The following is a 22376-nucleotide window of genomic DNA, read 5'->3' on the forward strand; positions in this document are numbered from 1 at the left end:
CGCGGTGTCTCCCGAACATCGCGGCGCTTCGCGCCTGCTTCTCCAGCCCAACCCGGATGACCTAACGTGGACTTCGGCACCTTCCTCGTCCAGTGCCTGAACTCGGTTCAGTACGGACTGCTGCTCTTTCTCGTGGCCTCGGGCCTGACGCTGATCTTCGGGATCATGGGCGTGATCAACCTCGCGCACGGCAGCTTCTACATGATCGGCGCCTACATGGCGTTCTCGCTGGCGCCGCTGTTCGGCGACCAGTTCCTTTTGATGCTGGCGGCCGGCGTGGTGCTCGCCGCCATCTTCGGCTACCTGCTCGAGTGGGCCTTCTTCAGCTACCTCTACCAGCGCGACCACCTGCAGCAGGTGCTCATGACCTACGGCCTGATCCTGGTGTTCGAGGAACTGCGCTCGATCCTGGTGGGCAACGACGTGCACGGCGTGAAGGTGCCGGCCTGGCTCGACGGCAGCTTCGCGCTGGGCAGCGTGATGAGCTATCCCTGGTATCGCCTGTTCGCCTCGGCCGCCTGCATCGTGCTGGCGCTGGCGCTGTACTGGGTGGTCAACCGCACGCGCCTGGGCATGATGATCCGCGCCGGCGCGAGCAACCGCGACATGGTGCGCGGCCTGGGCATCGACGTGAAGCGGCTCTACCGCATCGTCTTCGCGGCCGGCGTGGCGCTCGCGGCGCTGGCCGGCATGATCGCCGCGCCGATGTCCTCGGTCTATCCCAACATGGGCGCGAGCGTGCTGATCATCTGCTTCGTGCTGGTCGTGATCGGCGGCATCGGCTCGATCACCGGCGCGCTCGTCGCCTCGCTGCTGGTGGGCTTCGTCGACACCTTCGGCAAGGTGTTCTTCGCCGACTTGAGCGGCATCGGCATCTACCTGCTGATGGCGATCGTGCTGATCTGGAAGCCCGAGGGGCTGATGGGACGGCGTCCATGAGTTCGATCCCCAGGACCTCCACGCGCATGATTGCCTCCACGCCCTCTTCTTCAATCGCCCGGAACGCCAGCTCGTTCGGCGGCGCGGCACTGCCGCTGGCCTGCGCGCTGGCCATCGGCATCGCCGGCCCGCTGCTGGGCAACTACGCCTCGGACTTCATCGTCAAGGTGATGATCCTGTCGATCTTCGCGCTGAGCCTCGAGCTGCTGGTCGGCATGACCGGCCTCGTGAGCCTGGGTCACGCGGCCTTCTACGGCATCGGCGCCTACGTCACGGTGCTGGCCTCGGGCGCCGAAGGCGGCAACTTCGCGCTGCTGCTGCCCGCGGCCATGGGCGCGGCCGGGCTCTATGCCCTGTTCGTCGGCGCGCTGAGCCTGCGCACGCGCGGCGTCTACTTCATCATGGTGACGCTGGCCTTCGCGCAGATGGCCTTCTTCGTGTTCCACGACACCAAGGTCGGCGGCGGCAGCGACGGCATCTACCTCTACGTGCGCCCGGCCCTCGGCGCGCTCGACCTCGAGAACCGCACGGTGCTGTTCTACGTGGTGCTGGCGGCGCTGGTGTTCACCTACGCGCTGCTCGCGCTGCTGCGCCGCTCGCGCTTCGGCGCGGCGCTCGCGGGCATCCGCGTCAACGAACAGCGCATGCGCGCGGCGGGCTTCCCCACCTACGCCTACAAGCTCGCGGCCTTCGTGCTGGCGGGCGCGCTCGCCGGCCTCGCGGGCTTCCTGCTGGCCTCGCGCGACGGCGTGGTCAATCCCGAGCTGATGGCCTGGCACAACTCGGGCGAGGTGCTGCTGATGGTGATCCTCGGCGGCCTGGGCCACCTGCGCGGCGCGGTGATCGGCGCCATCGCCTTCACGCTGCTCAAGGAGATCTTCTCGACCCATGCGCTGCTCGGGCCGCTGGCCGACCACTGGCAGCTCACGCTGGGGCTGACCATCATCGTGTTCGTGGCGCTGCTGCCCAAGGGCCTGATCGGGCTGGTGCAGCGGCTGTCGCCGAGGAGCGGGGCATGAACGATTCCGTGCTGCTGTCCGTCGAGGGACTGACCCGCCGCTTCGGCGGCCTGGTCGCGGTCAACGCGGTCACGCTCGACCTGCACGTGGGCGAGGTGCATGCGGTGATCGGCACCAACGGCGCGGGCAAGTCGACCCTGATCAACATGCTCTCGGGCGAGATCGAGGCTTCGGCGGGCCGGATCCGCCTCGACGGCGAGGACATCACGACGCGCGCGCAGTTCCGCCGCGCGCTCGCGGGCGTGGGCCGCAGCTACCAGCGCACCACCATCTTCCCGGAGTTCAGCGTGCACGAGAACTGCCGCCTCGCGGCGCAGGCGGCCACGCCGCGGCCCTGGGCGATCTGGCAGCCGTCGCGCGGCGGCGCCGCGAGCTCGGCCTCGGCCGATGCGGCGCTCGAGGCCGCGGGCCTCGCCGCCGAGGCGCACCGCATCGCCGGCACGCTGAGCCACGGCGCGCAGCGCCAGCTCGAGGTGGCGATGTGCCTGGCCACGCATCCGCGCGTGCTGCTGCTCGACGAGCCGCTGGCCGGCATGGGCGCGGAGGAGACCGACCGCATGCTGAACCTGCTCGCGCAGCTCAAGGCCACGCACGCCATCCTGCTGGTGGAGCACGACATGGACGCGGTGTTCCGCGTGGCCGACCGCATCACGGTGATGGTCAACGGCACGGTGATCGCCACCGGCAGCCCCGACGCGATCCGCGAGAACCCCGAAGTCCGCACCGCCTACCTGGGAGAGGAACACTGATGCTCAACGTCAAAGACCTCAACACCTACTACGGCAACAGCCACATCCTGCGCGGCGTGCATGCCGAGATCCCGGCCGCGACCTCGGTCGGCCTGCTGGGCCGCAACGGCATGGGCAAGACCACGCTGATCCGCACGATCATGGGCTACGTGCGCCCCGCCTCGGGCGAGGTGCAGGTCGACGGCCGCACGGTCACCGGCCTGCCGCCCGAGAAGATGGCGCGCCTGGGCATCGGCTACGTGCCCGAGGGCCGCGGCATCTTCCCCAACCTCTCCGTGCGCGAGAACCTCGTGATGAGCGAGCGCGCGGGCATCGACGGCCGGCGCGCCTGGACCTTCGAGCGCGTGATGGCCACCTTCCCGCGGCTGGCCGAGCGGCTGTCGCACGGCGGCCAGCAGCTCTCGGGCGGCGAGCAGCAGATGCTGTCGATCGGCCGCGCGCTGATGACCAACCCGCGCCTGCTGATCCTCGACGAAGCGACCGAGGGCCTCGCGCCGCTGATCGTGGCCGAGATCTGGCGCGTGATCGAGCAGATCCGCCAGACCGGCATCGCCACCCTGATCGTGGACCGCGACTACCGCAAGGTGCTGGCCCACACCGAGCTCGCGGTGGTGATGGAGAAGGGCCAGATCGTGCGCCAGGGCGCCTCGGGCGCGCTGCTCGCGCAGCCGCAGGCGCTGGAGGCGCTGCTCGGGGTCTGAAGGCCCACCGCCATGACGCGCGAGATCAGCCTGCTCGACACCACGGGCAAGCCGTTGCGCATGGACGGCCGGCTGCTGCTGAACGCGGGCGCCACGCCGTGGCAGGGCTTCGCGCTCGAGGTCCGCTCGATGATCGGCGACGGCGAGAACCCGGCCTGCTACAACCCGCATCCGCTGATCGCGCTGTGCGTGCGCGGCCATGTGCACGGCGTCATGACGCAGGGCCGGCGTTCGCATCGCATCGAAACGCGCGCGGGCGGCATGAGCATCTTCGAGCGGGGCTACGAGGTCGACCGCGCGAGCTGGACCGGCCGCATCGAGGAAATGGTGGCGATCGAGATCCGCCCCGAGGCGCTGCGCCGCCTCATGCCCGAGAGCGACGGCGAGCTGCACCTGCAGACCCAGCTCTCGACCACCGATGCCACCTTGCAACTGCTGGCCAGCGCCATGCGCGACGAGATCGAGCGCGGCTGCAGCTCGGGCCGGCTGCATGCGCAGGGGCTGTCGATGGCGCTCGCAAGCTACCTGCAGGCGCGCTACGGCTGCGCGCGCAACGCGCAGCGCCCGCGCGGGCGGCTCTCGCAGGCCGACCTGCGCCGCGTCTACGACTGGGTGATGGCGCACCTGGCCGAGGATTTCGGCATCGACGCGCTCGCGGCCGAGCTGCAGCTGAGCGCGGTGCACTTCACGCGGCTCTTTCGCGCCAGCACCGGCGCCACGCCCTATCGCTACGTGATGGAGCAGCGCGTGCGGCAGGCGCTGGCGCTGCTCGACGGCCCGCTCGCGCTGGCCGAGATCGCGCAGGCGGTGGGCTTCTCGAGCCAGGCGCATTTCACGCAGGTGTTCCGCCAGCTCGTGGGCAGCACGCCCGCGCGCACGCGTGCATCGCGGGTAAGTCCGAGGGCCGGTTGAGGGAATCCTGCAAGCGCCGATCGCATGTCGATAGACCGTGCGAGGCACGCTCGGCACATTCGATGTCTGCCAACACAGGAGACAGAAGATGCGCCACGACAACAGATCCCACACCCGTTCCGTTCCACCCTCCATCGCCCTGCTGTGCCTCGCCGCTGCCGCCGCGCTCTCGGCCTGCGGCGGCAGCGGCTCGTCGGGCACCGTGCTGCCGATCGTGCCGGCCGCGCCGCCACCCGCCGCACCGCTCGCGCTGACTTGCGACGACAGCCTCAAGACCGCGTTCAAGCCCGATGCGAACACCACCGTGCGGCTGGTGAAGCAGTTCAGGAAAGGCGACGACCTCAACCTCGACGGCAAGGCCACCGGCACGCTCGCGGCCAGCGACCTGTGCATGGTCAAGCTCAACGTCGGCCCGGGCAACCCGGGCCCCGCGGGCGCGCCCTCGACTTCGCCGGGCATCGGCATCGAGGTCTGGCTGCCGGCCAGGGCCGCGTGGAACCAGCGCGTGCGCGTGCTCGGCGGCGGCGGCTTCGCGGGCGAGCCCTCGATCGGCGCGCTCGACCGCACCGGCAGTTCCACCGGCCTCAACTCGCCCGCGCTCGTCGCCGGCATCGAGGGTTCGGTCAGTGCCGTCACCGACACCGGCCATGCCTCGTCGAACCCGGTGGCCGGTGCCGACGGCTCCTTCGCGATGAACCCCGACGGCACCATCAACACCGCGCTGTGGACCGACTTCGCGAGCCGCGGCATCCACGAGATGGCGGTCAAGGCCAAGGCGCTCGCGGCCGGCTTCTACGGCGCGGCGCCGAAGTACTCGTACTGGGACGGCTGTTCCACCGGCGGCCGCCAGGGCCACATGCAGGCGCAGGCCAATCCCGACGACTTCGACGGCATCCTCGCGGGCAACAGCGCGATCAACTGGACCCGCTTCATCACGGCCGAGCTCTATCCCCAGGTCGTGATGCAGCGCGACCTCGGCGGCACGCCGCTCACGCCCGCGCAGGCCACGCTGGTGTCCTCGGCCGCGGTCAGCGCCTGCGACAGCCAGCTCACCGGCAAGCACGAGGGCTTCATCAGCGACCCCGCCGCCTGCCGCTACGACCCGGTGCAGGACAAGGCCGTGCTGTGCACCGCGAGCGGCGGCAGCAATGCCACCGCCGCCTGCCTGAGCACCGCGCAGGCGCAGGCCGTCAACAAGATCTGGTATGGCCAGACCCGCGACGGCAGCGTGCCGCCGGCCGCGGCCGACATCGGCTACGGCCCCGTGCTGGCGTCGAACCAGCTCTGGTACGGCCTCCCGCGCGGCACCGCGCTCTCGGGCCTGGCCGGCTCGGCCGGCGGCGTGCCCGCGCCCTTCCCCGTCGCCGTGCACCAGGTCGCGCTGAACCTGCAGGACCCGACGCTCGCCACGCCCGATTTCATCAACGCCACCGGCAACGGCGCCGACCGCTGGAAGGGCCTGGGCTACGCGCAGCTCGCCAATGCCGGCGACCGCGGCAAGGCGCTGCAGCGCGCGTTCGCGAACATCGACACCGACAACCCCGACCTCGCGCGCTTCCGCGACCGCGGCGCGAAGATGCTGACCTACCACGGCCTGGCCGACCAGCTGATCCCGAACTCGGGCACCGCCCACTACTACGAGCGCGCGGCCGGCGCGATGGGCGGCATCGATGCGCTGCAGAAGTTCTACCGCTACCTCGAGATCCCCGCGATGGGCCATTGCCTGGGCGTGGGCTCGGTCGACGGCCTGCCCGGCACCAGCCCCGCGGCCAACCCGCCGCTGCCCGCGCCGAACCAGCTGTTCACCGCGCTCACCGACTGGGTCGAGAAGGGCATCCCGCCCGAGAACATCGTGCTGAGCAACAGCGACAAGTCGCTCGCGCGGCCGCTGTGCACCTATCCGAAGAAGATCGCGTACCTGGGCGGCGATACCTCGAAGGCGGAGAGCTTCGCCTGCCGCTGAGCGGTGTGCTCAGGCCACGCGCCGCTTGACCACCGTGGGCTCGATGGCCGGTGCCGGCCACAGCGCGAGGTGGTAGCGGTCCTCGCCCTCGAGCCCGTCCTCGGACAGCGTCGCGAGCCCCGCGTAGCAGGCACGCACGCGGTAGGTGCCCGGCGCGATCGCTATGCGCGCCGCATCGGGAAAGTAATCGGTGCACCCCGCGATCGCGAGGCGCCCGCTCGTCGTGGCGAGCGCGCACTCGACCACGTGGTCCCAGGCATCGGCATCGAGCGGCGGCGTGGCCTCGAGGATCTCGACCGTGACCGGCACCTCCATGTTGCGCGCCGTGCCGATGCCGACCACGCCGGGCGCGGTCGCGAGCATGCGTTCCACGGCCTCGTCGCTCCATGCATCGGAAAGATCGCCTTCGGCGGATTCGTCCTGGATGTAGAACTGAAAGTAGTCGGCGAAGAGTTCGAACTGAAGCATGTTCATATGTAGATCCAGCGGGTTGGGGGGATGACTCGATGACTCGACACGAAGTTTTTACTGGCGCTGAAGTTTTCGAACCCAGGTATCCCACGACTCGATTCGTACGGGAGGCGAGACGCCGTGCTCGAACTCGTGCCGCTTCCCGCTTTCAACCACGTCGTCGCGCGTTCTTCCACCAATGATGACGGTTCGCAGCTCAATGTCCTTGTCAGGATCGACCAGAAGCCCCGGGCGAGGTCCAACGAAAGAACCATGACGTGATGCCCCAGACTCAACCGCACGACGAACTTTGTGGATGTTTTTCCTGAACGTCGACATGTCTCTGTAGATTGCGCCGATCCGGCGTCGTATCTGACCGGCAGCTTGATTCATCTTCTGAGCGAACTCACCATAGCTGTCGGCATTGACCAGGAAGAAGTCCGCGCCCTTGATCTCGATCAGGACGACTTCCATGCGAGATCGGCCTGTAAGAACGACAAAGTCGACGAAGCCATCGGCCAGCGGATATTCCGACAGCACGATGTACTCCTCGTACGGACTTGCATAGACCTCACCAAAAAAGGAGGGATCCTTCTTGAACAGCTGATGCAACTCCCGCTCAGTGGCACCTGATTCGATCACCTGAAGGAGCATCGCTTTCGACACCATCTGGTCTTCGATGTCCCCTCGACGGTTGACGATCTCTGGAGCCTCGAGATCCGGGGCGTCGAAAAATGGGTTGACCGCGTTGCGTAGACGCTCGATTTCCCCAACAAGACGTTGATCGTGTGCAGTTGGCTTCGTGAATTCGTCTGCCTGGCATTCGAGCATGACGATGATGCGCTCCATCGTGACCTCCTCCCACGAAGGTGACCCCGACGCGTCGAACGCCACCAGATAGAACCCATCGTCGACAGCCCCGCCTCTCTCATGGTGCTCGACAACTCGCGCACCTTCCGGAAAAAAGCCCCGGACGGCAAGTGCCGCGCAAAGATGCTCGATGTGATTCATGATCGACGACCCAAGGCCGAGTTCACCGATGTCCGTCAGGAGCAAGACCACCGTCCCCTGCGAGGCAGTGAACATGCGAACCCGACAAAGGCATTGCCTGCGAGAGCTGATGCCGACTGGATACTGGAAGATGAAGTCCGAGAGCTTCAAGTTCTGGCTCCTCAAAAGTAAGAAGATTGATCTCACTGACGAATTGAAGAGCGTGCGTCTTGCCAAGCCCTTTCCCCAAGCGTATCGGTAACGCAAGCAGGCTAGGCGACCACCGGGTTTCACCTCTGTGCCGCGACAGCGCGACAGCCGAATGATGTCCGGCTGCGCGGCCGCGCCCCGATCTTCCGGCGGCCGCGCGCCATCGCGAGGTCGAGCATGCCTTCCCTGCAATCGCGCCACATCGACAACGTCTATTCGATCGCCACCGGCACCGCGCTGGCCGATCCGGCGACCAGCCTGGTCCACAAGTCGTGGGCGCGCTGCGTGCGCGACCATGGCCTCGATCCCTCGCGGCCCACGCCCGCGCGCATCCTGCCGGCGCACGAGGTGCGCGCGCACCAGCAGCAGCTCGAGCACTTCCTCTGCACCGCGCGCGCGGGCATGGAGGACATCTATCGCCGCGTGGCCGACCTCGGCTACATGGTGCTGCTGACCGATGCCGAGGGCATCACGGTCGACTACATCGGCAACCCGGCCTGGGACGACCAGCTGCGCAAGGCCGGCCTCTACCTCGGCGCCGACTGGAACGAGGCGCATGCGGGCACCTGCGGCGTGGGCACCTGCCTGGTCGAGCAGGCACCGATGACCTGCCACCAGACCGAACACTTCGACGCCACCCACATCGCGCTGACCTGCACCACCGCGCCGCTGTTCGACCATGGCGGGCGGCTCACGGCGGTGCTCGACGTGTCGGCGCTGCATTCGCCCGAGGCCAAGGAGAGCCAGCACCTGGTGCGGCACCTGGTCGCGATCTACGCGCGCATGATCGAGGACGCCGATTTCCTGCGCCACTTCCGCGGCCACTGGGTGCTGCGGCTGGGCAGCGCCTTCGGCCTGGTCGACGTGGCCGGCGAGCTGATGCTCGCGCTCGACGAGGCCGGCACGGTGGTCGGCGCGAACAGCAGCGCGCGGCGGCTGTTCGCGGTCCATCCGGTCGGCACCGGCGTGGCCGAGCTGCTGCGCATGCCGCTCGATGCGATCTGGCGCCTGGGCGCGAGCGCATCGGCCATGCCCTTCGCCCACACGGTGCTGCTGCCGGACGGCGGCGAGTACCACGCCTCCCTGCTCGCGCCGCGCGTGGCGCGCCGCACGGCCGCGACCGAGCGCAAGGCCGCCGTGCCGGGCGTCGACCGGCTGCCGCCGCTCGAGCGCATCGCGGGCGACGATCCCGCGATGCAGTCGCTGCTGGCGCAGGCGCGCCGGCTGGTCGACCGCGGCATCCACGTGCTGATCGAGGGCGAGACCGGCAGCGGCAAGGAGGTGCTGGCGCGCGCGCTGCACGGCGCGAGCCGCCGCGCGGCCCTGCCCTTCGTGGCCGTGAACTGCGCGGCCATTCCCGATTCGCTGATCGAGAGCGAGCTGTTCGGCTACCAGCCCGGCACCTTCACCGGCGGCCGCAGCAAGGGCATGAAGGGCCTGATCGCGCAGGCCGACCGCGGCACGCTGTTCCTCGACGAGATCGGCGACATGCCGATGGCGCTGCAGACGCGGCTGCTGCGCGTGCTGTCCGAAGGCGAGGTGCTGCCGCTGGGCGGCGACGCGCCGCAGCGCGTGGACCTCGCGGTGGTGGCCGCCACGCACCGGGGCCTGAGCGAACTCGTCGCGGCAGGCCGCTTCCGCGAGGACCTCTACTACCGCCTATGCGGCGCCGTGCTGAAGCTGCCGCCGCTGCGCGAACGCCGCGACCGCCGCCATCTGATCGACAGCCTGTTCGCCGAGGAGGCCGCCGCCGTGGATTCGAACGCGCGGCTCTCGGCCGAAGCGATCGAGGCGCTGATGGCGCACCGCTGGCCCGGCAACCTGCGCGAGCTGCGCAACGTGCTGCGGCTCGCGCTGGCGTTGTGCACGGGGCGTGAAGTCGTGGTGGAGGACCTGCGGTTGCCGGAGCGCGTCGCGACGACGATGCCCGCGATGGTCGATGAGGCCGAGGACACGGCCGCCGAATCGGAGCGTCTGCTCGCGGCGCTGCGCCAGCACCGCTGGCGCGTCGCGCAGGCGGCCGATGCGCTGGGCCTGAGCCGGGCCACCGTGTACCGGCACATGAAGCGGCTCGGGATCGTGGCGCCCCGGCGCGGCTGATCGCGCGCTACAGCGCGGTCCACTCGTTCGATTCGTAGCAGGCCTTCAGCCGCTCGTGCAGCGGGTGCGACAGCGAGAACTCGGTCGCGTCGATGCGCCGCAGCGGCCGCACGGTGTCGGGCACGTTGGTCCAGAAGGCCAGCTCGAAATCCTTGATCTCGTCGATGCGGATGTCGCGCTCGACGAAGGGAATGCCGTGCGAGCGCATGCCCAGCCGCAGCAGGTGGATCGCGCCGCCGGGCAGCGCGGGCGCGGTCGGCAGCACCACACGGCGCCCGTCGTAGAAGCCGACGTTCCACGTGCTTCCCTCCGAGATGCTGCGCCGCGCGTCGAGGAACAGCGCGTCGTCGAAACCCGCCGCCTGCGCGAGCTTGCGGTGGTGGAACAGGCCGAAGGTGCCGACGTGCTTGACCTCGGGCAGCACGCGCTCGTGCTGCACCGAGCGCACGGCGCGTGGCGGCGGCGCCTCGGCCGCGAGCGGCGACTGGGTGACGAACACGCCGGCGGGCATCGGCCTGGTGAGATCGGCGAAGCCCGCCACGCGCGGGAAGACGTTGATGCGCACCAGCCAGGTCCGGTCGTCGTCGGGCACGGCCTCGCGCACCAGCCGGCGCACCCGCTCGCCATCGAGCTCGCTGCCGAACAGGAGCCGCGTGCTGCGGTCCAGCCGGGCCAGCTGGAAGTCCAGGCCCTGCACGCTGCGCCGGCGGATGCGCATGGTGCTGAAGTGCCCGTAGTTGGCGAGCGCCATCGCGCGCAGGTCGCCGACCGAGGGCGGCTCGCCGTCGATGCGACCCACGGCCGGTGCGGGTGCGGGCACATCGGCCGCGCCGACGCCGCCGACGGCCGACAGGCCCATGGCGAGCATCGCGCGACGCCCGAGGAAGGAAGCGTTCTCGAATCGCATCTCAAGCTCCTGCAGTTGGAAAACCCTGGCGCGCGCCGGCCCAGGCATCGACGAGAAAGGCCAGCACCGCGGCATTGAAGTTCTGCGCCTGTTCGAAGTACGGCGAGTGCCCCGCGGCCGCGATCTCGGCCACGCGGCTGCCCTCGACCTGGCGCGCGATGTCGCGCACCACCGCGGGCGTGACCACGCGGTCCTCGGCACCGACCACGAACAGCGTCGGGCAGCGCAGGCGGCGCAGGTCGTCGAGCGCGAGCAGCTGCTGCGGCGCGAACAGCGCTGCGAGACGCTCGCCCCACCCCGGGCCACCGCGGCCGGCCGCGGCGCCGTGCACCGCGGGATTGAACTGGTTGATCTGCCGGTACAGCCAGGCCATCGCGGGCCGCTCGCGCACGAAGGCCGGGCTCAGCGCGCGGTCCTCGAGCTCGGTCGCCGCCACCTCGCCGAGAAAGGCCGCGACGTTGGCCAGCATCCGCGGATGGTCGATCGCCAGCGGCGAATCGCAGCAGGCGAAGGCCCACACCCGCTCGGGATGCCGCAGCGCGAGCCGCGCGCCGGTCATGCCGCCGAGCGACTGGCACACCAGCGCGGCGCTGTCGATGCCCTCGGCATCGAGCACCGCGAGCGCGTCGGCCACCAGGGCCTCGTGCCCGAAGGCCTCGAGCGGCGCGAGCGAACGGCCGAAGCAGCGCGCGTCGAACGCGATGCAGGTGAAGCGCTGCGAGAACGCGGGAATCTGCTGCCACCAGGTCGCGGCATTCGATCCCGCGCCGTGGCAGAACAGCAGCGCCGGCCCCTGGCCCGTGCGCTCGTAGTAGATGTCGACGCCGCCGGAATGCACGAAGCTCATGCCGATGTCCCTTGAGTCATGGTCATTCGGGCCGCACGCCGATGCGGCGCGCGAGCGTGCGGTAGCGCTCGGCCTCCGCGGCCAGGAAGCGCGCCGCCTCGGCCAGGCTCATGCGCTCGGACACCTGCGAGCCCGAGGCCTCGAGGGTCGTGCGCACCTGCGGGTCGGCCAGGCTCGCCTGCAGCGCCTTGTGCAGGCGCTCGACCACGGCCTCGGGCGTGCCCCTGCGCACCATCGGCCCGGCCCAGGCGCCGGCCTCGAAACCGGCGGCGACGCGGCTTTCCGCGAAGGTCGGCACGTTCTTCATCTGCGCGAGGCGCTGCTTCGAGGCGACCGCGAGGATCTTGAGCCGGCCGGTCTCGGCCAGTCCCAGGTAGCCGGTGGTGAAGGGCATCAGCGCGAAGTCGAGGTTGGCGCCGCCCAGGTCCTGGATCAGCGGCGCGCCGCCGCTGTAGGGCACGTGCATGACCCTCGCATCCATGCGCGCGGCCAGGTCCTCGGCCGCGAGATGGAACATCGAGCCCACGCCCACGCTGCCGTAGGTCAGCGGCTGCGCGGCGGACGAGCGCGCGAGTGCCGCGAAGGCATCGAGGTCGTCGGCGGCGAGCGCCTTGCGCGTCACCAGCACCAGCGGGTTGTTGGTGGCCGGCGAGACCAGCACGAAGTCCTCGAGCCTGAGCTTCACCGCGGCCCGCGCGAGCGGTGCGAGGATGACCTCGTTGGGCGAGCCCTGCAGCACCGTGTAGCCGTCGGCCGGCGCGTTCAACACCTTCTGCGCCGCCAGCGCGCCGCCCACGCCGCCGAGGTTCTCCACCAGCACCGGCTGGCCCAGCTCGCGGGCCATGCGCGGCGCGATGGCGCGGGCGATCACGTCGGCCGGGCCGCCCGCGGGATAGGGCACGACCCAGTTCACCGGCCTGGCGGGCCAGGCCTGCGCACCCGCGACCAGGGGAAGCACCGCGAGGCCGATGGCCAGGCGGCGCGCGATCCATGTCAGGCTCATCTCGAACTCCGGCTGTGGTTGACGTGGGAGCGGATGCTACAAACGCGGTCCCGCGCGGCACAGGACCTTTTCGGCCACTCGGGGTACACAATCCGCCAAGCCCATGATCCGCTTCGACCTCTACCTGCCGCACGGCGGCCTGCCCGGCAGCGTCTTCGGTGCCATCGACATCCTGCGCGAGGCGAACTCGCTGGCGCGTGCGCGCGCGGGGCGGCGCATCGACGCGCCGGTGGCCTGGCGGCTGCTCGGGCCCGACGGCGGACCGCATGCGATGCGGCGCCTCGCGTTCCAGTCGGACGAGGAGGCGAAGCGCTCGCGCCGCGCGCCCGCCACCGCGCTCGCGGTGGTGCCGCCGCTGATGATGGTGACCATTCCGGGCCTGCGCCGGCTGGTGGCGCAGAACGCCGCGCTCTGCGCGCAGCTCGCGAGCCGCCACGCGGCAGGCGACTGGATCGGCGCCTGTGGCACCGGCCTGTGGCTGGCCGGGCGCGCGGGGCTGCTCGCGCACCAGCCGGTGCCGCTGTCGTGGCTCTACCAGTCGGGCTTCGCGCACGACTTCCCCGACACGCCGATCCACAGCGAGACGCCGCTGACGCTCGGCCCGCACATGGTGCTGGCGGCCACGCCCGACCTGATGCATGCGATGGTGCTCAAGCTGCTCGACGGCGTCGGCCTGTCGGACCTCGCCGCGGCCTGCCGCGACAAGTTCCTCGCCAATCCCGAGCGCCAGCACCTGGTGCTCGACATCCCCGAGCAGGTGGTGGGCACCTCGCGCGATGCGCCGCTGCACCGCGCCATCGCCTTCATCGAGGCCAACGCGGGCCGGCCGCTGACGGTGGCCGAGATGGCCTCGGCCGCGGCGGTCAGCGAACGCACGCTGGTGCGGCTGTTCGCGCGTCACATCGAGCGTTCGCCGATCCAGTTCCTGCACGAGCTGCGCGTGAAGCGCGCGCGCATGTGGCTCGAGGCCACCTGGCGCTCGATGCACGAGATCGCCGACGCCTCGGGCTACGCGGACGTCTCGACCTTCCGGCGCACCTTCAAGCGCATCGCCGGCATGAGCCCGTCGGAATACCGCGAGCGCTACACGGTGCGCACGCCGCGCGCGGTATGGCAGTTGCAGGCCTACGATGACGTGCTGGCGCCGACGCCGGCCAGCGGCAAGCCCGCAACGCTGCCACCGCGCCCGCGGACCGCGCGCTGACGAGGCCGGCCGCGCGATAGGCCGCCACCGTCGCACGGCTGTCTCACCCTGTTTCGCAGCCAGTGAGACAACGCATCACGCCCGCGACAAAACCCCCGCCAAGTCCCTGATTCACCGTGCGCCGCCATGCGGCACGAAAGCTGCGCAACGCAACCCGCGCCGTCCGCGGCGCAGCGTTCGTTCTCATCCATTCATACACGGAGACATTCGATGACCGCATCCACCGCCGCCCCCACGCGGGCTGCCGCCACCTGGCTGGCCGACTTCGGCGCCGCGCTCGCGCGCAACGACGTCGAGGCCACGGTCGCGCTGTTCGAGGCCGAGGGCTTCTGGCGCGACCTCGTGGCCTTCACCTGGAACATCCGCACGCAGGAAGGCGCGGGCGCGATCCGCGCGATGCTGGCGGCGCGGCTGGCCGACACGCAGCCGTCGAACTTCGCGCTCGAGGGCGAGGCCAGCGAGGCCGACGGCGTGACCGAGGCCTGGTTCACGTTCGAGACCCGGGTGGCGCGCGGCCGCGGCCACCTGCGGCTGCGCGGCGGCAAGGCCTGGACCTTGCTGACCACCATGACCGAGCTCAAGGGCTTCGAGGAGAAGACCGGCGCGAACCGCATCAAGGGCGCGGAGCACGGCGTGCACAAGGGCCGCCAGAGCTGGCTCGAGAAGCGCGAGGAGGAAGCCCGCACGCTGGGCTACGCCGAGCAGCCCGAGGTGGTGATCGTGGGCGGCGGCCAGGGCGGGATCGCGCTCGGCGCGCGGCTGCGCCGGCTCGGGGTGCCCACGATCATCATCGAGCGCAACGCGCGCGCGGGCGACTCCTGGCGCAACCGCTACAAGTCGCTGTGCCTGCACGACCCGGTCTGGTACGACCACCTGCCCTACATGCCCTTCCCCGACGACTGGCCGGTGTTCGCGCCCAAGGACAAGGTCGGCGACTGGCTCGAGATGTACACCAAGGTGATGGAGCTCAACTACTGGAGCTCGACCACGGCGAAGAAGGCGCGCTTCGACGAGGCCACGCAGCGCTGGGAAGTGCGCGTGGAACGCGAGGGCAAGGAGGTGGTGCTGCGGCCGAAGCAGCTGGTGTTCGCGCTCGGCGTGTCGGGCTACCCGAACGTGCCCGTGCTCGCGGGCGCCGAGAACTTCCAGGGCGACCAGCACCATTCGAGCAAGCACCCCGGGCCCGAGGCCTACGCGGGCAAGAAGTGCGTGGTGCTGGGCTCGAACAACTCGGCGCACGACATCTGCGCGGCGCTGTGGGAGCACGGCGCCGACGTGACGATGATCCAGCGCTCGTCGACCCACATCGCGCCCTCCGACTCGCTGATGGAACTGGCGCTGGGCGGCCTGTATTCGGAGCAGGCGGTGAAGAGCGGCATCGACCACCACAAGGCCGACCTGATCTTCGCCTCGGTGCCCTACCAGGTGATGCACACCTTCCACATCCCGATCTACGACGAGATGAAGAAGCGCGATGCCGACCTCTATGCGCGACTGGAGAAGGCGGGCTTCATGCTCGACTTCGGCGCCGACGGCTCGGGCCTGTTCATGAAGTACCTGCGGCGCGGCTCGGGCTACTACATCGACGTGGGCGCCTCGGAGCTGGTGGCCAACGGCAGCGTGAAGCTCAGGAGCGGCGTGAACATCGAGCGCGTGAACGAACGCTCGGTGACGCTGACCGACGGCAGCGAGCTGCCGGCCGACCTCCTGGTCTATGCCACCGGCTACGGCTCGATGAACGGCTGGCTGGCCGACCTGATCTCGCCCGAGGTCGCCGACCGGGTCGGCAAGTGCTGGGGCCTGGGCTCCGACACGCCGAAGGATCCGGGCCCGTGGGAAGGCGAGCTGCGCAACATGTGGAAGCCGACGCAGGTGCCGAACCTCTGGATCCACGGCGGCAACCTGCACCAGTCGCGCCACTACTCGCAGTTCCTCGCGCTGCAGCTCAAGGCGCGCGCCGAAGGGCTCGACACGCCGGTGTACGAGCTCGCGCCCTCGCACCACCGGCGCTGAGGCGCGAGGCGCTCAGCCGTCGATGCGGCGGCGCAGGCCGTCCAGATCGGTCACGGTGATGCCGCCGTACTCGATGCGCAGCAGTCCGGCCGATGCCAGCCGCCGCAACGCCGCGTTGCAGCGCTGGCGCGACAGGCCCGAGAGGTTGGCGATCTCCTCCTGCGACACCTCCAGGTGCGGATCGCTGCCCGGATGCAGCCACTCGTGGAACAGGCCAACGAGCGCGCGCGCGACCTGGCTGTCGGTGTCCAGCAGGTGGTGGGCGGCGAAGTTGCCGAGGAACCAGTGCATGCGCTCGTTGATCTGGCGCAGCAGGAAGTCGTCGAAGCTGCGGTGCGTGGCGCGCAGCCACTCGAAGGTCTCCAGCGGCATCAGCGCCACCCGGCTGGGGCGCAGCGCGATGATGTCCGCGGTGCGCGGCACGCCGCGCAGCAGCGTGCCTTCGCCGAACCAGCTGCCGGTCGACAGGCCACCCAGGGTGACCGAGCGCCCGTCGGGCGAGCTCACGCACCACTTGAGCAGGCCGTCGATGGTGCCGTACCAGTGCAGCGGGGTGTCGCCGCAGCGGCACAGCGCGGCGCCGGTCGCCACCTCGACCTCGCGCATCTCCTCGAGCACGCGCTCGCCAGCGGCCACGCCGAGTTGCGGAAACCAGGCCGATCCCTGCAGCAGTTGAGCCAGGGTCAGCGAGGCTGGGGGAGGAACAGGCCGGGCAGCGGGCATCTTCTCTCGAGGCTCAGGGCAGGTCCTTGACGCGCTGCAGCTCGGCCTGGGCTTCGCGCAGCTTGTCCTCGCGGCGCGCGATCTTGTCGCGATCGCCCTTGCGGCGCGCCTCGGCCAGCTCGCGTTCGCGCTGCGCGACCTTGCGCTCCTCGCCGCGGATGCGCTCCTGATGGCGCGCGGCCAGCCTGGCATCGCTGCAGTTGCGCCGCACCTCGGCCAGCGCGCGTTCGAGGCCGCGCACGCGGTGGTCCTGGCCCTCGGCCTTGGCGGCTTCGATGTCGCGCGAGATCGCCTCGCGCTTGGCGGCGCAGCCCGCCTCGGGACCGCCCTGCGCGAAGGCCTGGCCCGACGCCAGGACCGCGGCGGCCGCGAGGACCAGCGATGACAGTTTCATGAGCGCTCCTTGTTGTGGATGAATGCGAACGACAGGGGCGACTGTAGCCTCTGCACGCCGCGTAAACCCTGCCCCCGAATGTCGTCGCGATGACTGAGTGCGCTGCCCGCGCCAAAAATAATGGCGCGCTCCACGAAGGACTCCAGGAACCCCGCCATGTCGAAGCGCAAAGTGATCGTGACCATCGCCCCCACCGGCGGCATGGCGCACAAGTCCCAGAACCCCCACCTCCCCACGCAGCCCGCCGAGATCGCGGCCGACGTGCTGCGCTGCTGGAACGCCGGCGCCAGCGTGGCGGCGATCCATGCGCGCCGCCCCGACGACGGCGCGACCTGCGACGCCGAGGTCTACCGCGAGATCAACAGCCGCATCCGCGCGGGCGGCTGCGACATCGTGCTCAACAACTCCACCGGCGGCGGCGTGCACGGCGACATGGTCAAGCCGCTGGCCGGCGACCGCTGGGAGATCGCCTGGGAGGAACGCATCAAGGGCATGGACGCGGGCGCCGAGATGTGCACGCTCGACGCCACCACGCTGAACCTCAGCTTCGAGGGCAGGCAGATTCTGATGGACACGCCGATCACGCGCGGGCGCGAACTCGCCGCCGGCATGAAGGCGCGCGGCATCAAGCCCGAGTGGGAGGTGTTCAGCCCCACCCACATCCTGCAGGACGCGACCACGCTGATCGGCGAGGGCCACGACGACGAGCCCTACTTCATCAACCTGGTGATGAACGTGCACCGCAACTTCCAGAACGCGATGCCCTACTCGCCGCGCTTCCTGCAGATGATGGTCGACACGCTGCCCAAGGGCAGCATCTTCGGCGTCAGCGGCATCGGCACCTCGCAGCTCGAGGCCAACGTGGCGGCGCTGCTGCTGGGCGGCCATGCGCGCGTCGGCCTGGAGGACAACCTCTACTTCCGCCACGGCGAGCTGGCCACCAACGTGCAGCTCACCGAGCGCATCGTGCGCGTGATCCGCGAGCTCGACATGGAAGTGGCGACGCCCGCCGAGGCGCGCCAGCTCATGGGCCTGCCGCGCGTGGGCACGCCGCGGCCCGAGTTCGCGCTCGGCTGAACCCGCATCCGCCACAACAACGAACGGAGACAGATCGAATGAAGCTTTCCCGCACCGCCCTGGCCCTCGCGCTCGGCGCCGCCTTTTCCGCAAGCGCATCGGCCCAGGTGTCCGACGACACGATCCGCATCGGCTTCATCAGCGACATGTCGGGCCTGTACCGCGACTACGACGGCCCGGCCGGCGCCGAGGCCATCCGCATGGCGATCGCCGACATGGGCGGCGCCATCGGCGGCAAGAAGATCGAGCTGGTGACGGCCGACCACCAGAACAAGCCCGACATCGCCGCCGCCAAGGCGCGCGAATGGTTCGACGTGCAGAAGGTCGACATGCTGATCGGCGGCGTCAACTCGGGCGCGGCCATCGCCATGGCCGGCGTGGCGGCGGACAAGAAGAAGCCCTACTTCGTGGTGGGCTCGGGCGCGTCGAGCCTCACCAACGAGTACTGCTCGCCCTACACGGTGCACTACGCCTACGACACGGTGGCGATGGCGCGCGGCACCGCGAGCGCGGTGGTCAAGGCCGGCGGCAAGAGCTGGTACTTCGTGGCGGCCGACTACGCCTTCGGCGCCGCGCTGCAGAACGACGCGACCAAGACGGTGCTGGCGAACGGCGGCACGGTGGCGGGCTCGGTCAAGCACCCGCTGGGCGCGAGCGACTTCTCGTCGTTCATGCTGCAGGCGCAGAGCTCGAAGGCGCAGGTGCTGGCGCTGGCCAACGCGGGCGGCGACACGGTCAACGCGATCAAGTCGGCGGCCGAGTTCGGCATCGGCAAGAACATGAAGCTGGCCGGCATGATCATCACCATCAACGACGTGCATGCACTGGGCCTGAAGGCCTCGCAGGGCATGTACCTGACCGACAGCTGGTACTGGAACCAGAGCCCCGAGGCACGCACCTGGGCGCGCCGCTTCTTCGACAAGCACAAGCGCATGCCCTCCTCCTTCCATGCCGGCGACTACTCGGCCGCGCTGCAGTACCTGCAGGCCGTGAAGGCCGCGGGCAGCGACGATGCCGACAAGGTGATGGCGCAGCTGCGCAAGACGAAGTTCGACGACATGTTCGTCAAGGGCGGCTGGCTGCGCGACGACGGCCTGATGGTGCACGACATGCACCTGATGCAGGTGAAGTCGCCCGAGGAATCGAAGGAGCCCTGGGACTACTACAAGGTGGTGGAAGCGATCCGCGGCGAGGCCGCCTGGACGACCAAGGCCGAGAGCCGCTGCGCGCGGTGGAAGTCATGAGCGCGGCGCACGGCGTACGGCGCGTCGCGGTGGTCGGCACCGGCGTGATCGGCGCGAGCTGGACCGCCTACTTCCTCGCGCAGGGCCTCGACGTCAACGCGACCGATCCCTCGCCGGGCGCCGAAGAAAGACTGCGCCAGGCGGTGGCGCAGCACTGGCCCACGCTCGAGCGCTTCGGGCTGGCCGCGGGCGCCTCGGTCGACCGGCTGCGCTTCCACGACAGCCTGGAAGACGCGGTCTCCGTGGCCGACTTCGTGCAGGAGAACGGCCCCGAGCGCATGGACTTCAAGATCGAGCTGTTCCGCCGCATGGACGCGGCCGCGCCGCCCGACGCGATCCTGGCCTCGAGCTCCTCGGGCCTGGCGATCAGCGGCGTGCAGTCGGGCTGCGCGCATCCGGACCGCGTGGTGCTGGGCCATCCGTTCAACCCGCCGCACCTGATCCCGCTGGTGGAGGTGATCGGCGGCGAGCTCACCTCGGCCGACGCCATCGAGCGCACCATGGCCTTCTACGCGGCCATCGGCAAGCGGCCGATCCACGTGAAGCGCGAGGTCAAGGGCCACATCGCGAACCGGCTGCAGGCCGCGCTGTGGCGCGAGGCCTTCCACCTGGTCGAGCAGGGCGTGGCCTCGGTGGCCGACATCGACACCGCGATCGCGCATGGCCCGGGCCTGCGCTGGGCCGTGATGGGACCGTTCATGAACCTGCACCTGTCGGGCGGCGCGGGCGGCATCGCGCACGTGCTCGCGCACCTCGGCGGGCCGATCGAGGACTGGTGGCGGGACCTGGGCGCGCCGTCGATGACGCCGGCGCTGAAAGCGCAGGTGAGCGAGGGCGTGGCGCAGGAACTGGGCGCGCGCCGCACGGCCGAGCTCGAGGCCGCGCGCGACACCCTGCTGTTGAACCTGATTCGCGCCAAGGCCGGCACCGGCACACTGGATTGAAACGAACACCAACAGCCGGACGCAGAGGACGCGAAGGTTTCGCGAAGAACGCGAAAGAGAAATCCAAAGATTTTTTCTGAATTCCTTCTGCGTCTTTCGCGAGACCTTCGCGTCCTCTGCGTCCGGAAGTCCGCTCCCGCTTTCGGCAGCCGCCCCTCAGCGCAACAGATCACCGAGATGACTGACTTCCTGCAAGACGAAAACCTCATCGCTCCGCCCCGCACGGTGCGCATCGACTTCGACGACGGCTCCTTCGCGCTGCGCTCGCCGCAGGCGCTGAAGCCCTATGCGCGCTGCATCGGCGAATGGATCGAGCGCTGGGCGCGCGAGACGCCCGATGCGCTGGCCTTCGCCGAGCGCGACGACAGCGGCGCGGACTGGCGCCGGCTCGACTACCGCGCGCTGCGCCAGGCCGTCGGCGCGGTGGCGCAGGGCCTGCTCGACCTCGACCTGCCGGCCGACGCGCCGGTCGTGATCCTGTCGGACAACGCGATCGACCACGCGGTGCTGATGCTGGCCACGATGCACATCGGCCGTGCGGCCTGCTCGCTGTCGAGCGCCTATTCGCGCATGGCCAAGGATCCCTCGCGGCTGCACGAGATGCTGCGCGCGCTGCGGCCGGGGCTGGTCTATGCATCGGACGCCAGGGCCTACGGCGCCGCGCTCGCGGGCAGCGGCGTGGAGGCGGTCGCGGTGTTCAGCCGCAACGCCGACGCGCACCCCGGCGCGCTGGCCTTCGCGCGGCTGCTCGCCAGCGCCGAGACGCCCGCCGTGATGCAGGCCTTCGAGGCGGTGCTGCCCGACACCCATGCCAAGTACCTGCTGACCTCGGGTTCGACCGGCAAACCCAAGGTGGTGATCAACACCCACCGCATGCTGTGCGCCAACCAGCAGATGATGGCCCAGACCTGGCGCTTCCTCGCGCACGAGAAGCCGGTGCTGGTCGACTGGCTGCCCTGGAGCCACACCTTCGGCGCCAACCACGACCTGAACATGGTGCTGGCGAACGGCGGCGCGCTCTACATCGACGAGGGCCGGCCCGCGCCGGGCCTGATCGAGAAGACGGTGCGCAACCTGCGCGAGGTCAAGCCCACGCTGCTGTTCAACGTGCCGCGCGGCTACGACATGCTGCTGCCCTTCCTCGAGGCCGACGACGCGCTCGCCACCGAAGTGTTTTCGCGCCTGCGGCTGGCCTTCTACGCGGCCGCGGCGCTCGCGCCCTCGACCTGGCAGCGGCTCGAGGCGGTGGCGCGGCGCGTGCGGCCCGACCGGCCGCTGTGGCTCACCACCTCCTGGGGCGCCACCGAGACCTCGCCCGCGATCACCTCGGCGCACTGGAAGCTCGATGGCGCGGGCTGCATCGGCGCGCCGCTGCCGGGGCTGGAGCTGAAGTTCGTGCCCAACGGCGAGAAGCTCGAAATGCGCGTGAAGGGCGTGTCGGTGTTCCCCGGCTACCGTGGCGCGCCGCGCGAGACCGCGCAGGCCTTCGACGAAGAGGGCTACTACCGGCTCGGCGACGCGGGCTTCCTGGCCGACCCCGCCGATCCGGTGCGCGGCGTGATCTTCAACGGCCGCGTGGCCGAGGACTTCAAGCTCTCGACCGGCACCTGGGTCTCGGTGGGCACGCTGCGCGTGAAGCTGGTGTCGCTGCTGGCGCCGCATGCGCAGGACGTGGTGCTCACGGGCCACGACCGCGACGAGATCGGCATGCTGGTGTTCGCGAGCCCGCAGGGCGCGGCGCTCGCGCCCGAGGCGCTGGCCGAGCGCATCGCGGGCGTGCTGCGCGCCCTGCGCGCGGAGGGCGCGGGCTCCTCGCAGTGCCCGGCCTGCGCGCTGGTGCTGAGCGAGCCGCCGAGCCTCGATGCGGGCGAGATCACCGACAAGGGCTACATCAACCAGCGCGCGGTGTTGGTGCGGCGCGCGAGCGACGTGCAGCGGCTGCATGCGCGCGCGCCGGAGGATGCGCAGGTGGTGCGACTGGCCTGAG

At 70.2% G+C, this 22376-nt stretch carries 20 protein-coding genes; 13 read left to right on the top strand and 7 right to left on the bottom strand.

Translation table 11 applies throughout. The features are described from left to right. Window positions 1-66 precede the first annotated feature (66 nt). The 6 genes from ACEN9J_RS20315 (at window position 67) to ACEN9J_RS20340 (ending at window position 6283) form a co-directional block, all read left to right on the top strand. Window positions 67-939 carry a branched-chain amino acid ABC transporter permease gene (locus ACEN9J_RS20315; RefSeq protein ID WP_057595310.1) on the top strand — a complete coding sequence of 291 codons (873 nt, stop codon included), beginning with the start codon at window positions 67-69 and terminating at the stop codon, window positions 937-939. Window positions 940-965: 26 nt separating this feature from the next. Then, on the top strand, window positions 966-1958 hold the full coding sequence (locus ACEN9J_RS20320; protein ID WP_413764583.1) for a branched-chain amino acid ABC transporter permease: 993 nt from the start codon (window positions 966-968) through the stop codon (window positions 1956-1958). After that, entirely contained in the window at window positions 1955-2707 is a 753-nt protein-coding gene (locus tag ACEN9J_RS20325) for an ABC transporter ATP-binding protein (RefSeq protein WP_413761897.1), read from the top strand. The genes ACEN9J_RS20320 and ACEN9J_RS20325 overlap by 4 nt, the downstream gene beginning before the upstream one ends. Next, window positions 2707-3408 (top strand): ABC transporter ATP-binding protein, encoded by a 702-nt coding sequence (locus ACEN9J_RS20330; protein WP_296740393.1) that lies wholly within the window; start codon window positions 2707-2709, stop codon window positions 3406-3408. Before ACEN9J_RS20325 ends, ACEN9J_RS20330 begins: the two co-directional genes overlap by 1 nt. 12 nt (window positions 3409-3420) lie before the next feature. After that, on the top strand, window positions 3421-4320 hold the full coding sequence (locus ACEN9J_RS20335) for a helix-turn-helix domain-containing protein (RefSeq protein WP_413761898.1): 900 nt from the start codon (window positions 3421-3423) through the stop codon (window positions 4318-4320). An 88-nt stretch (window positions 4321-4408) separates the two neighbouring features. Beyond that, window positions 4409-6283, top strand: a complete 1875-nt coding sequence (locus tag ACEN9J_RS20340) for a tannase/feruloyl esterase family alpha/beta hydrolase (RefSeq protein WP_413761899.1) — start codon at window positions 4409-4411, stop codon at window positions 6281-6283. A 9-nt stretch (window positions 6284-6292) separates the two neighbouring features. Here ACEN9J_RS20340 and ACEN9J_RS20345 read toward each other — a convergent pair whose 3' ends face one another. Both ACEN9J_RS20345 and ACEN9J_RS20350 read right to left on the bottom strand, forming a co-directional pair. Beyond that, window positions 6293-6757 (bottom strand): hypothetical protein, encoded by a 465-nt coding sequence (locus ACEN9J_RS20345; protein ID WP_413761900.1) that lies wholly within the window; start codon window positions 6755-6757, stop codon window positions 6293-6295. Window positions 6758-6808: 51 nt separating this feature from the next. Continuing rightward, window positions 6809-7894, bottom strand: a complete 1086-nt coding sequence (locus ACEN9J_RS20350; protein ID WP_413761901.1) for a Shedu immune nuclease family protein — start codon at window positions 7892-7894, stop codon at window positions 6809-6811. Between the two features lie 216 nt (window positions 7895-8110). Between ACEN9J_RS20350 and ACEN9J_RS20355 the strand changes: the two genes are divergently transcribed. Beyond that, complete coding sequence (locus ACEN9J_RS20355) at window positions 8111-10033, top strand: sigma-54-dependent Fis family transcriptional regulator (protein WP_413761902.1); 1923 nt, start codon at window positions 8111-8113, stop codon at window positions 10031-10033. Between the two features lie 7 nt (window positions 10034-10040). On the opposite strand, the gene ACEN9J_RS20360 is transcribed toward ACEN9J_RS20355, so the two are convergent. From ACEN9J_RS20360 to ACEN9J_RS20370, 3 genes are read right to left on the bottom strand one after another with little or no spacing between them, the layout of a single operon-like run. Continuing rightward, window positions 10041-10940, bottom strand: coding sequence for an aminotransferase class IV (locus ACEN9J_RS20360; RefSeq protein ID WP_413761903.1), 900 nt, complete (start codon window positions 10938-10940; stop codon window positions 10041-10043). Window position 10941: 1 nt separating this feature from the next. Beyond that, window positions 10942-11787, bottom strand: a complete 846-nt coding sequence (locus tag ACEN9J_RS20365) for an alpha/beta fold hydrolase (protein WP_057595318.1) — start codon at window positions 11785-11787, stop codon at window positions 10942-10944. Between the two features lie 22 nt (window positions 11788-11809). After that, window positions 11810-12790, bottom strand: coding sequence for a tripartite tricarboxylate transporter substrate binding protein (locus tag ACEN9J_RS20370; RefSeq protein WP_296740376.1), 981 nt, complete (start codon window positions 12788-12790; stop codon window positions 11810-11812). A gap of 103 nt (window positions 12791-12893) precedes the next feature. On the opposite strand from ACEN9J_RS20370, the gene ACEN9J_RS20375 reads away from it, so the two are divergent. Both ACEN9J_RS20375 and ACEN9J_RS20380 read left to right on the top strand, forming a co-directional pair. Further along, the gene (locus ACEN9J_RS20375; protein ID WP_261212192.1) at window positions 12894-13994 is read left to right on the top strand and encodes a GlxA family transcriptional regulator; all 1101 of its coding nucleotides are present in this window, start codon (window positions 12894-12896) and stop codon (window positions 13992-13994) included. A 210-nt stretch (window positions 13995-14204) separates the two neighbouring features. Then, the gene (locus tag ACEN9J_RS20380) at window positions 14205-16007 is read left to right on the top strand and encodes an NAD(P)/FAD-dependent oxidoreductase (protein ID WP_413761904.1); all 1803 of its coding nucleotides are present in this window, start codon (window positions 14205-14207) and stop codon (window positions 16005-16007) included. Window positions 16008-16019: 12 nt separating this feature from the next. Here ACEN9J_RS20380 and ACEN9J_RS20385 read toward each other — a convergent pair whose 3' ends face one another. Both ACEN9J_RS20385 and ACEN9J_RS20390 read right to left on the bottom strand, forming a co-directional pair. Continuing rightward, entirely contained in the window at window positions 16020-16730 is a 711-nt protein-coding gene (locus ACEN9J_RS20385) for a Crp/Fnr family transcriptional regulator (RefSeq protein WP_057595323.1), read from the bottom strand. A 13-nt stretch (window positions 16731-16743) separates the two neighbouring features. Then, complete coding sequence (locus ACEN9J_RS20390) at window positions 16744-17124, bottom strand: DUF1090 domain-containing protein (RefSeq protein WP_057595324.1); 381 nt, start codon at window positions 17122-17124, stop codon at window positions 16744-16746. A 156-nt stretch (window positions 17125-17280) separates the two neighbouring features. Here ACEN9J_RS20390 and ACEN9J_RS20395 point away from each other — a divergent pair, with 156 nt between their 5' ends. From ACEN9J_RS20395 to ACEN9J_RS20410, 4 genes are all read left to right on the top strand, one after another. Beyond that, a complete protein-coding gene (locus ACEN9J_RS20395; protein WP_413761905.1) occupies window positions 17281-18201 on the top strand; it encodes a 3-keto-5-aminohexanoate cleavage protein in 921 nt (306 codons plus the stop codon). A 38-nt stretch (window positions 18202-18239) separates the two neighbouring features. Further along, the gene (locus tag ACEN9J_RS20400; RefSeq protein ID WP_413761906.1) at window positions 18240-19445 is read left to right on the top strand and encodes an ABC transporter substrate-binding protein; all 1206 of its coding nucleotides are present in this window, start codon (window positions 18240-18242) and stop codon (window positions 19443-19445) included. Then, window positions 19442-20389, top strand: coding sequence for a 3-hydroxyacyl-CoA dehydrogenase NAD-binding domain-containing protein (locus tag ACEN9J_RS20405; protein ID WP_413761907.1), 948 nt, complete (start codon window positions 19442-19444; stop codon window positions 20387-20389). Before ACEN9J_RS20400 ends, ACEN9J_RS20405 begins: the two co-directional genes overlap by 4 nt. A gap of 177 nt (window positions 20390-20566) precedes the next feature. Further along, entirely contained in the window at window positions 20567-22375 is a 1809-nt protein-coding gene (locus ACEN9J_RS20410; protein ID WP_413761908.1) for a feruloyl-CoA synthase, read from the top strand. Window position 22376 lies beyond the last annotated feature (1 nt).

The sequence above is a fragment of the Variovorax sp. Varisp41 genome (assembly GCF_047325085.1).
GTDB lineage: Bacteria > Pseudomonadota > Gammaproteobacteria > Burkholderiales > Burkholderiaceae_C > Variovorax.

What these genes read in the sequence shown, in the direction of transcription:
- ACEN9J_RS20320 (WP_413764583.1), top strand. Translation starts at nt 966, where the DNA reads ATGATTGCCTCCACGCCCTCTTCTTCAATCGCCCGGAACGCCAGCTCG.
- ACEN9J_RS20325 (WP_413761897.1), top strand. Translation starts at nt 1,955, where the DNA reads ATGAACGATTCCGTGCTGCTGTCCGTCGAGGGACTGACCCGCCGCTTC.
- ACEN9J_RS20330 (WP_296740393.1), top strand. Translation starts at nt 2,707, where the DNA reads ATGCTCAACGTCAAAGACCTCAACACCTACTACGGCAACAGCCACATC.
- ACEN9J_RS20335 (WP_413761898.1), top strand. Translation starts at nt 3,421, where the DNA reads ATGACGCGCGAGATCAGCCTGCTCGACACCACGGGCAAGCCGTTGCGC.
- ACEN9J_RS20340 (WP_413761899.1), top strand. Translation starts at nt 4,409, where the DNA reads ATGCGCCACGACAACAGATCCCACACCCGTTCCGTTCCACCCTCCATC.
- ACEN9J_RS20345 (WP_413761900.1), bottom strand. Translation starts at nt 6,757, where the DNA reads ATGAACATGCTTCAGTTCGAACTCTTCGCCGACTACTTTCAGTTCTAC.
- ACEN9J_RS20355 (WP_413761902.1), top strand. Translation starts at nt 8,111, where the DNA reads ATGCCTTCCCTGCAATCGCGCCACATCGACAACGTCTATTCGATCGCC.
- ACEN9J_RS20360 (WP_413761903.1), bottom strand. Translation starts at nt 10,940, where the DNA reads ATGCGATTCGAGAACGCTTCCTTCCTCGGGCGTCGCGCGATGCTCGCC.
- ACEN9J_RS20365 (WP_057595318.1), bottom strand. Translation starts at nt 11,787, where the DNA reads ATGAGCTTCGTGCATTCCGGCGGCGTCGACATCTACTACGAGCGCACG.
- ACEN9J_RS20370 (WP_296740376.1), bottom strand. Translation starts at nt 12,790, where the DNA reads ATGAGCCTGACATGGATCGCGCGCCGCCTGGCCATCGGCCTCGCGGTG.
- ACEN9J_RS20375 (WP_261212192.1), top strand. Translation starts at nt 12,894, where the DNA reads ATGATCCGCTTCGACCTCTACCTGCCGCACGGCGGCCTGCCCGGCAGC.
- ACEN9J_RS20380 (WP_413761904.1), top strand. Translation starts at nt 14,205, where the DNA reads ATGACCGCATCCACCGCCGCCCCCACGCGGGCTGCCGCCACCTGGCTG.
- ACEN9J_RS20385 (WP_057595323.1), bottom strand. Translation starts at nt 16,730, where the DNA reads ATGCCCGCTGCCCGGCCTGTTCCTCCCCCAGCCTCGCTGACCCTGGCT.
- ACEN9J_RS20390 (WP_057595324.1), bottom strand. Translation starts at nt 17,124, where the DNA reads ATGAAACTGTCATCGCTGGTCCTCGCGGCCGCCGCGGTCCTGGCGTCG.
- ACEN9J_RS20395 (WP_413761905.1), top strand. Translation starts at nt 17,281, where the DNA reads ATGTCGAAGCGCAAAGTGATCGTGACCATCGCCCCCACCGGCGGCATG.
- ACEN9J_RS20400 (WP_413761906.1), top strand. Translation starts at nt 18,240, where the DNA reads ATGAAGCTTTCCCGCACCGCCCTGGCCCTCGCGCTCGGCGCCGCCTTT.
- ACEN9J_RS20405 (WP_413761907.1), top strand. Translation starts at nt 19,442, where the DNA reads ATGAGCGCGGCGCACGGCGTACGGCGCGTCGCGGTGGTCGGCACCGGC.
- ACEN9J_RS20410 (WP_413761908.1), top strand. Translation starts at nt 20,567, where the DNA reads ATGACTGACTTCCTGCAAGACGAAAACCTCATCGCTCCGCCCCGCACG.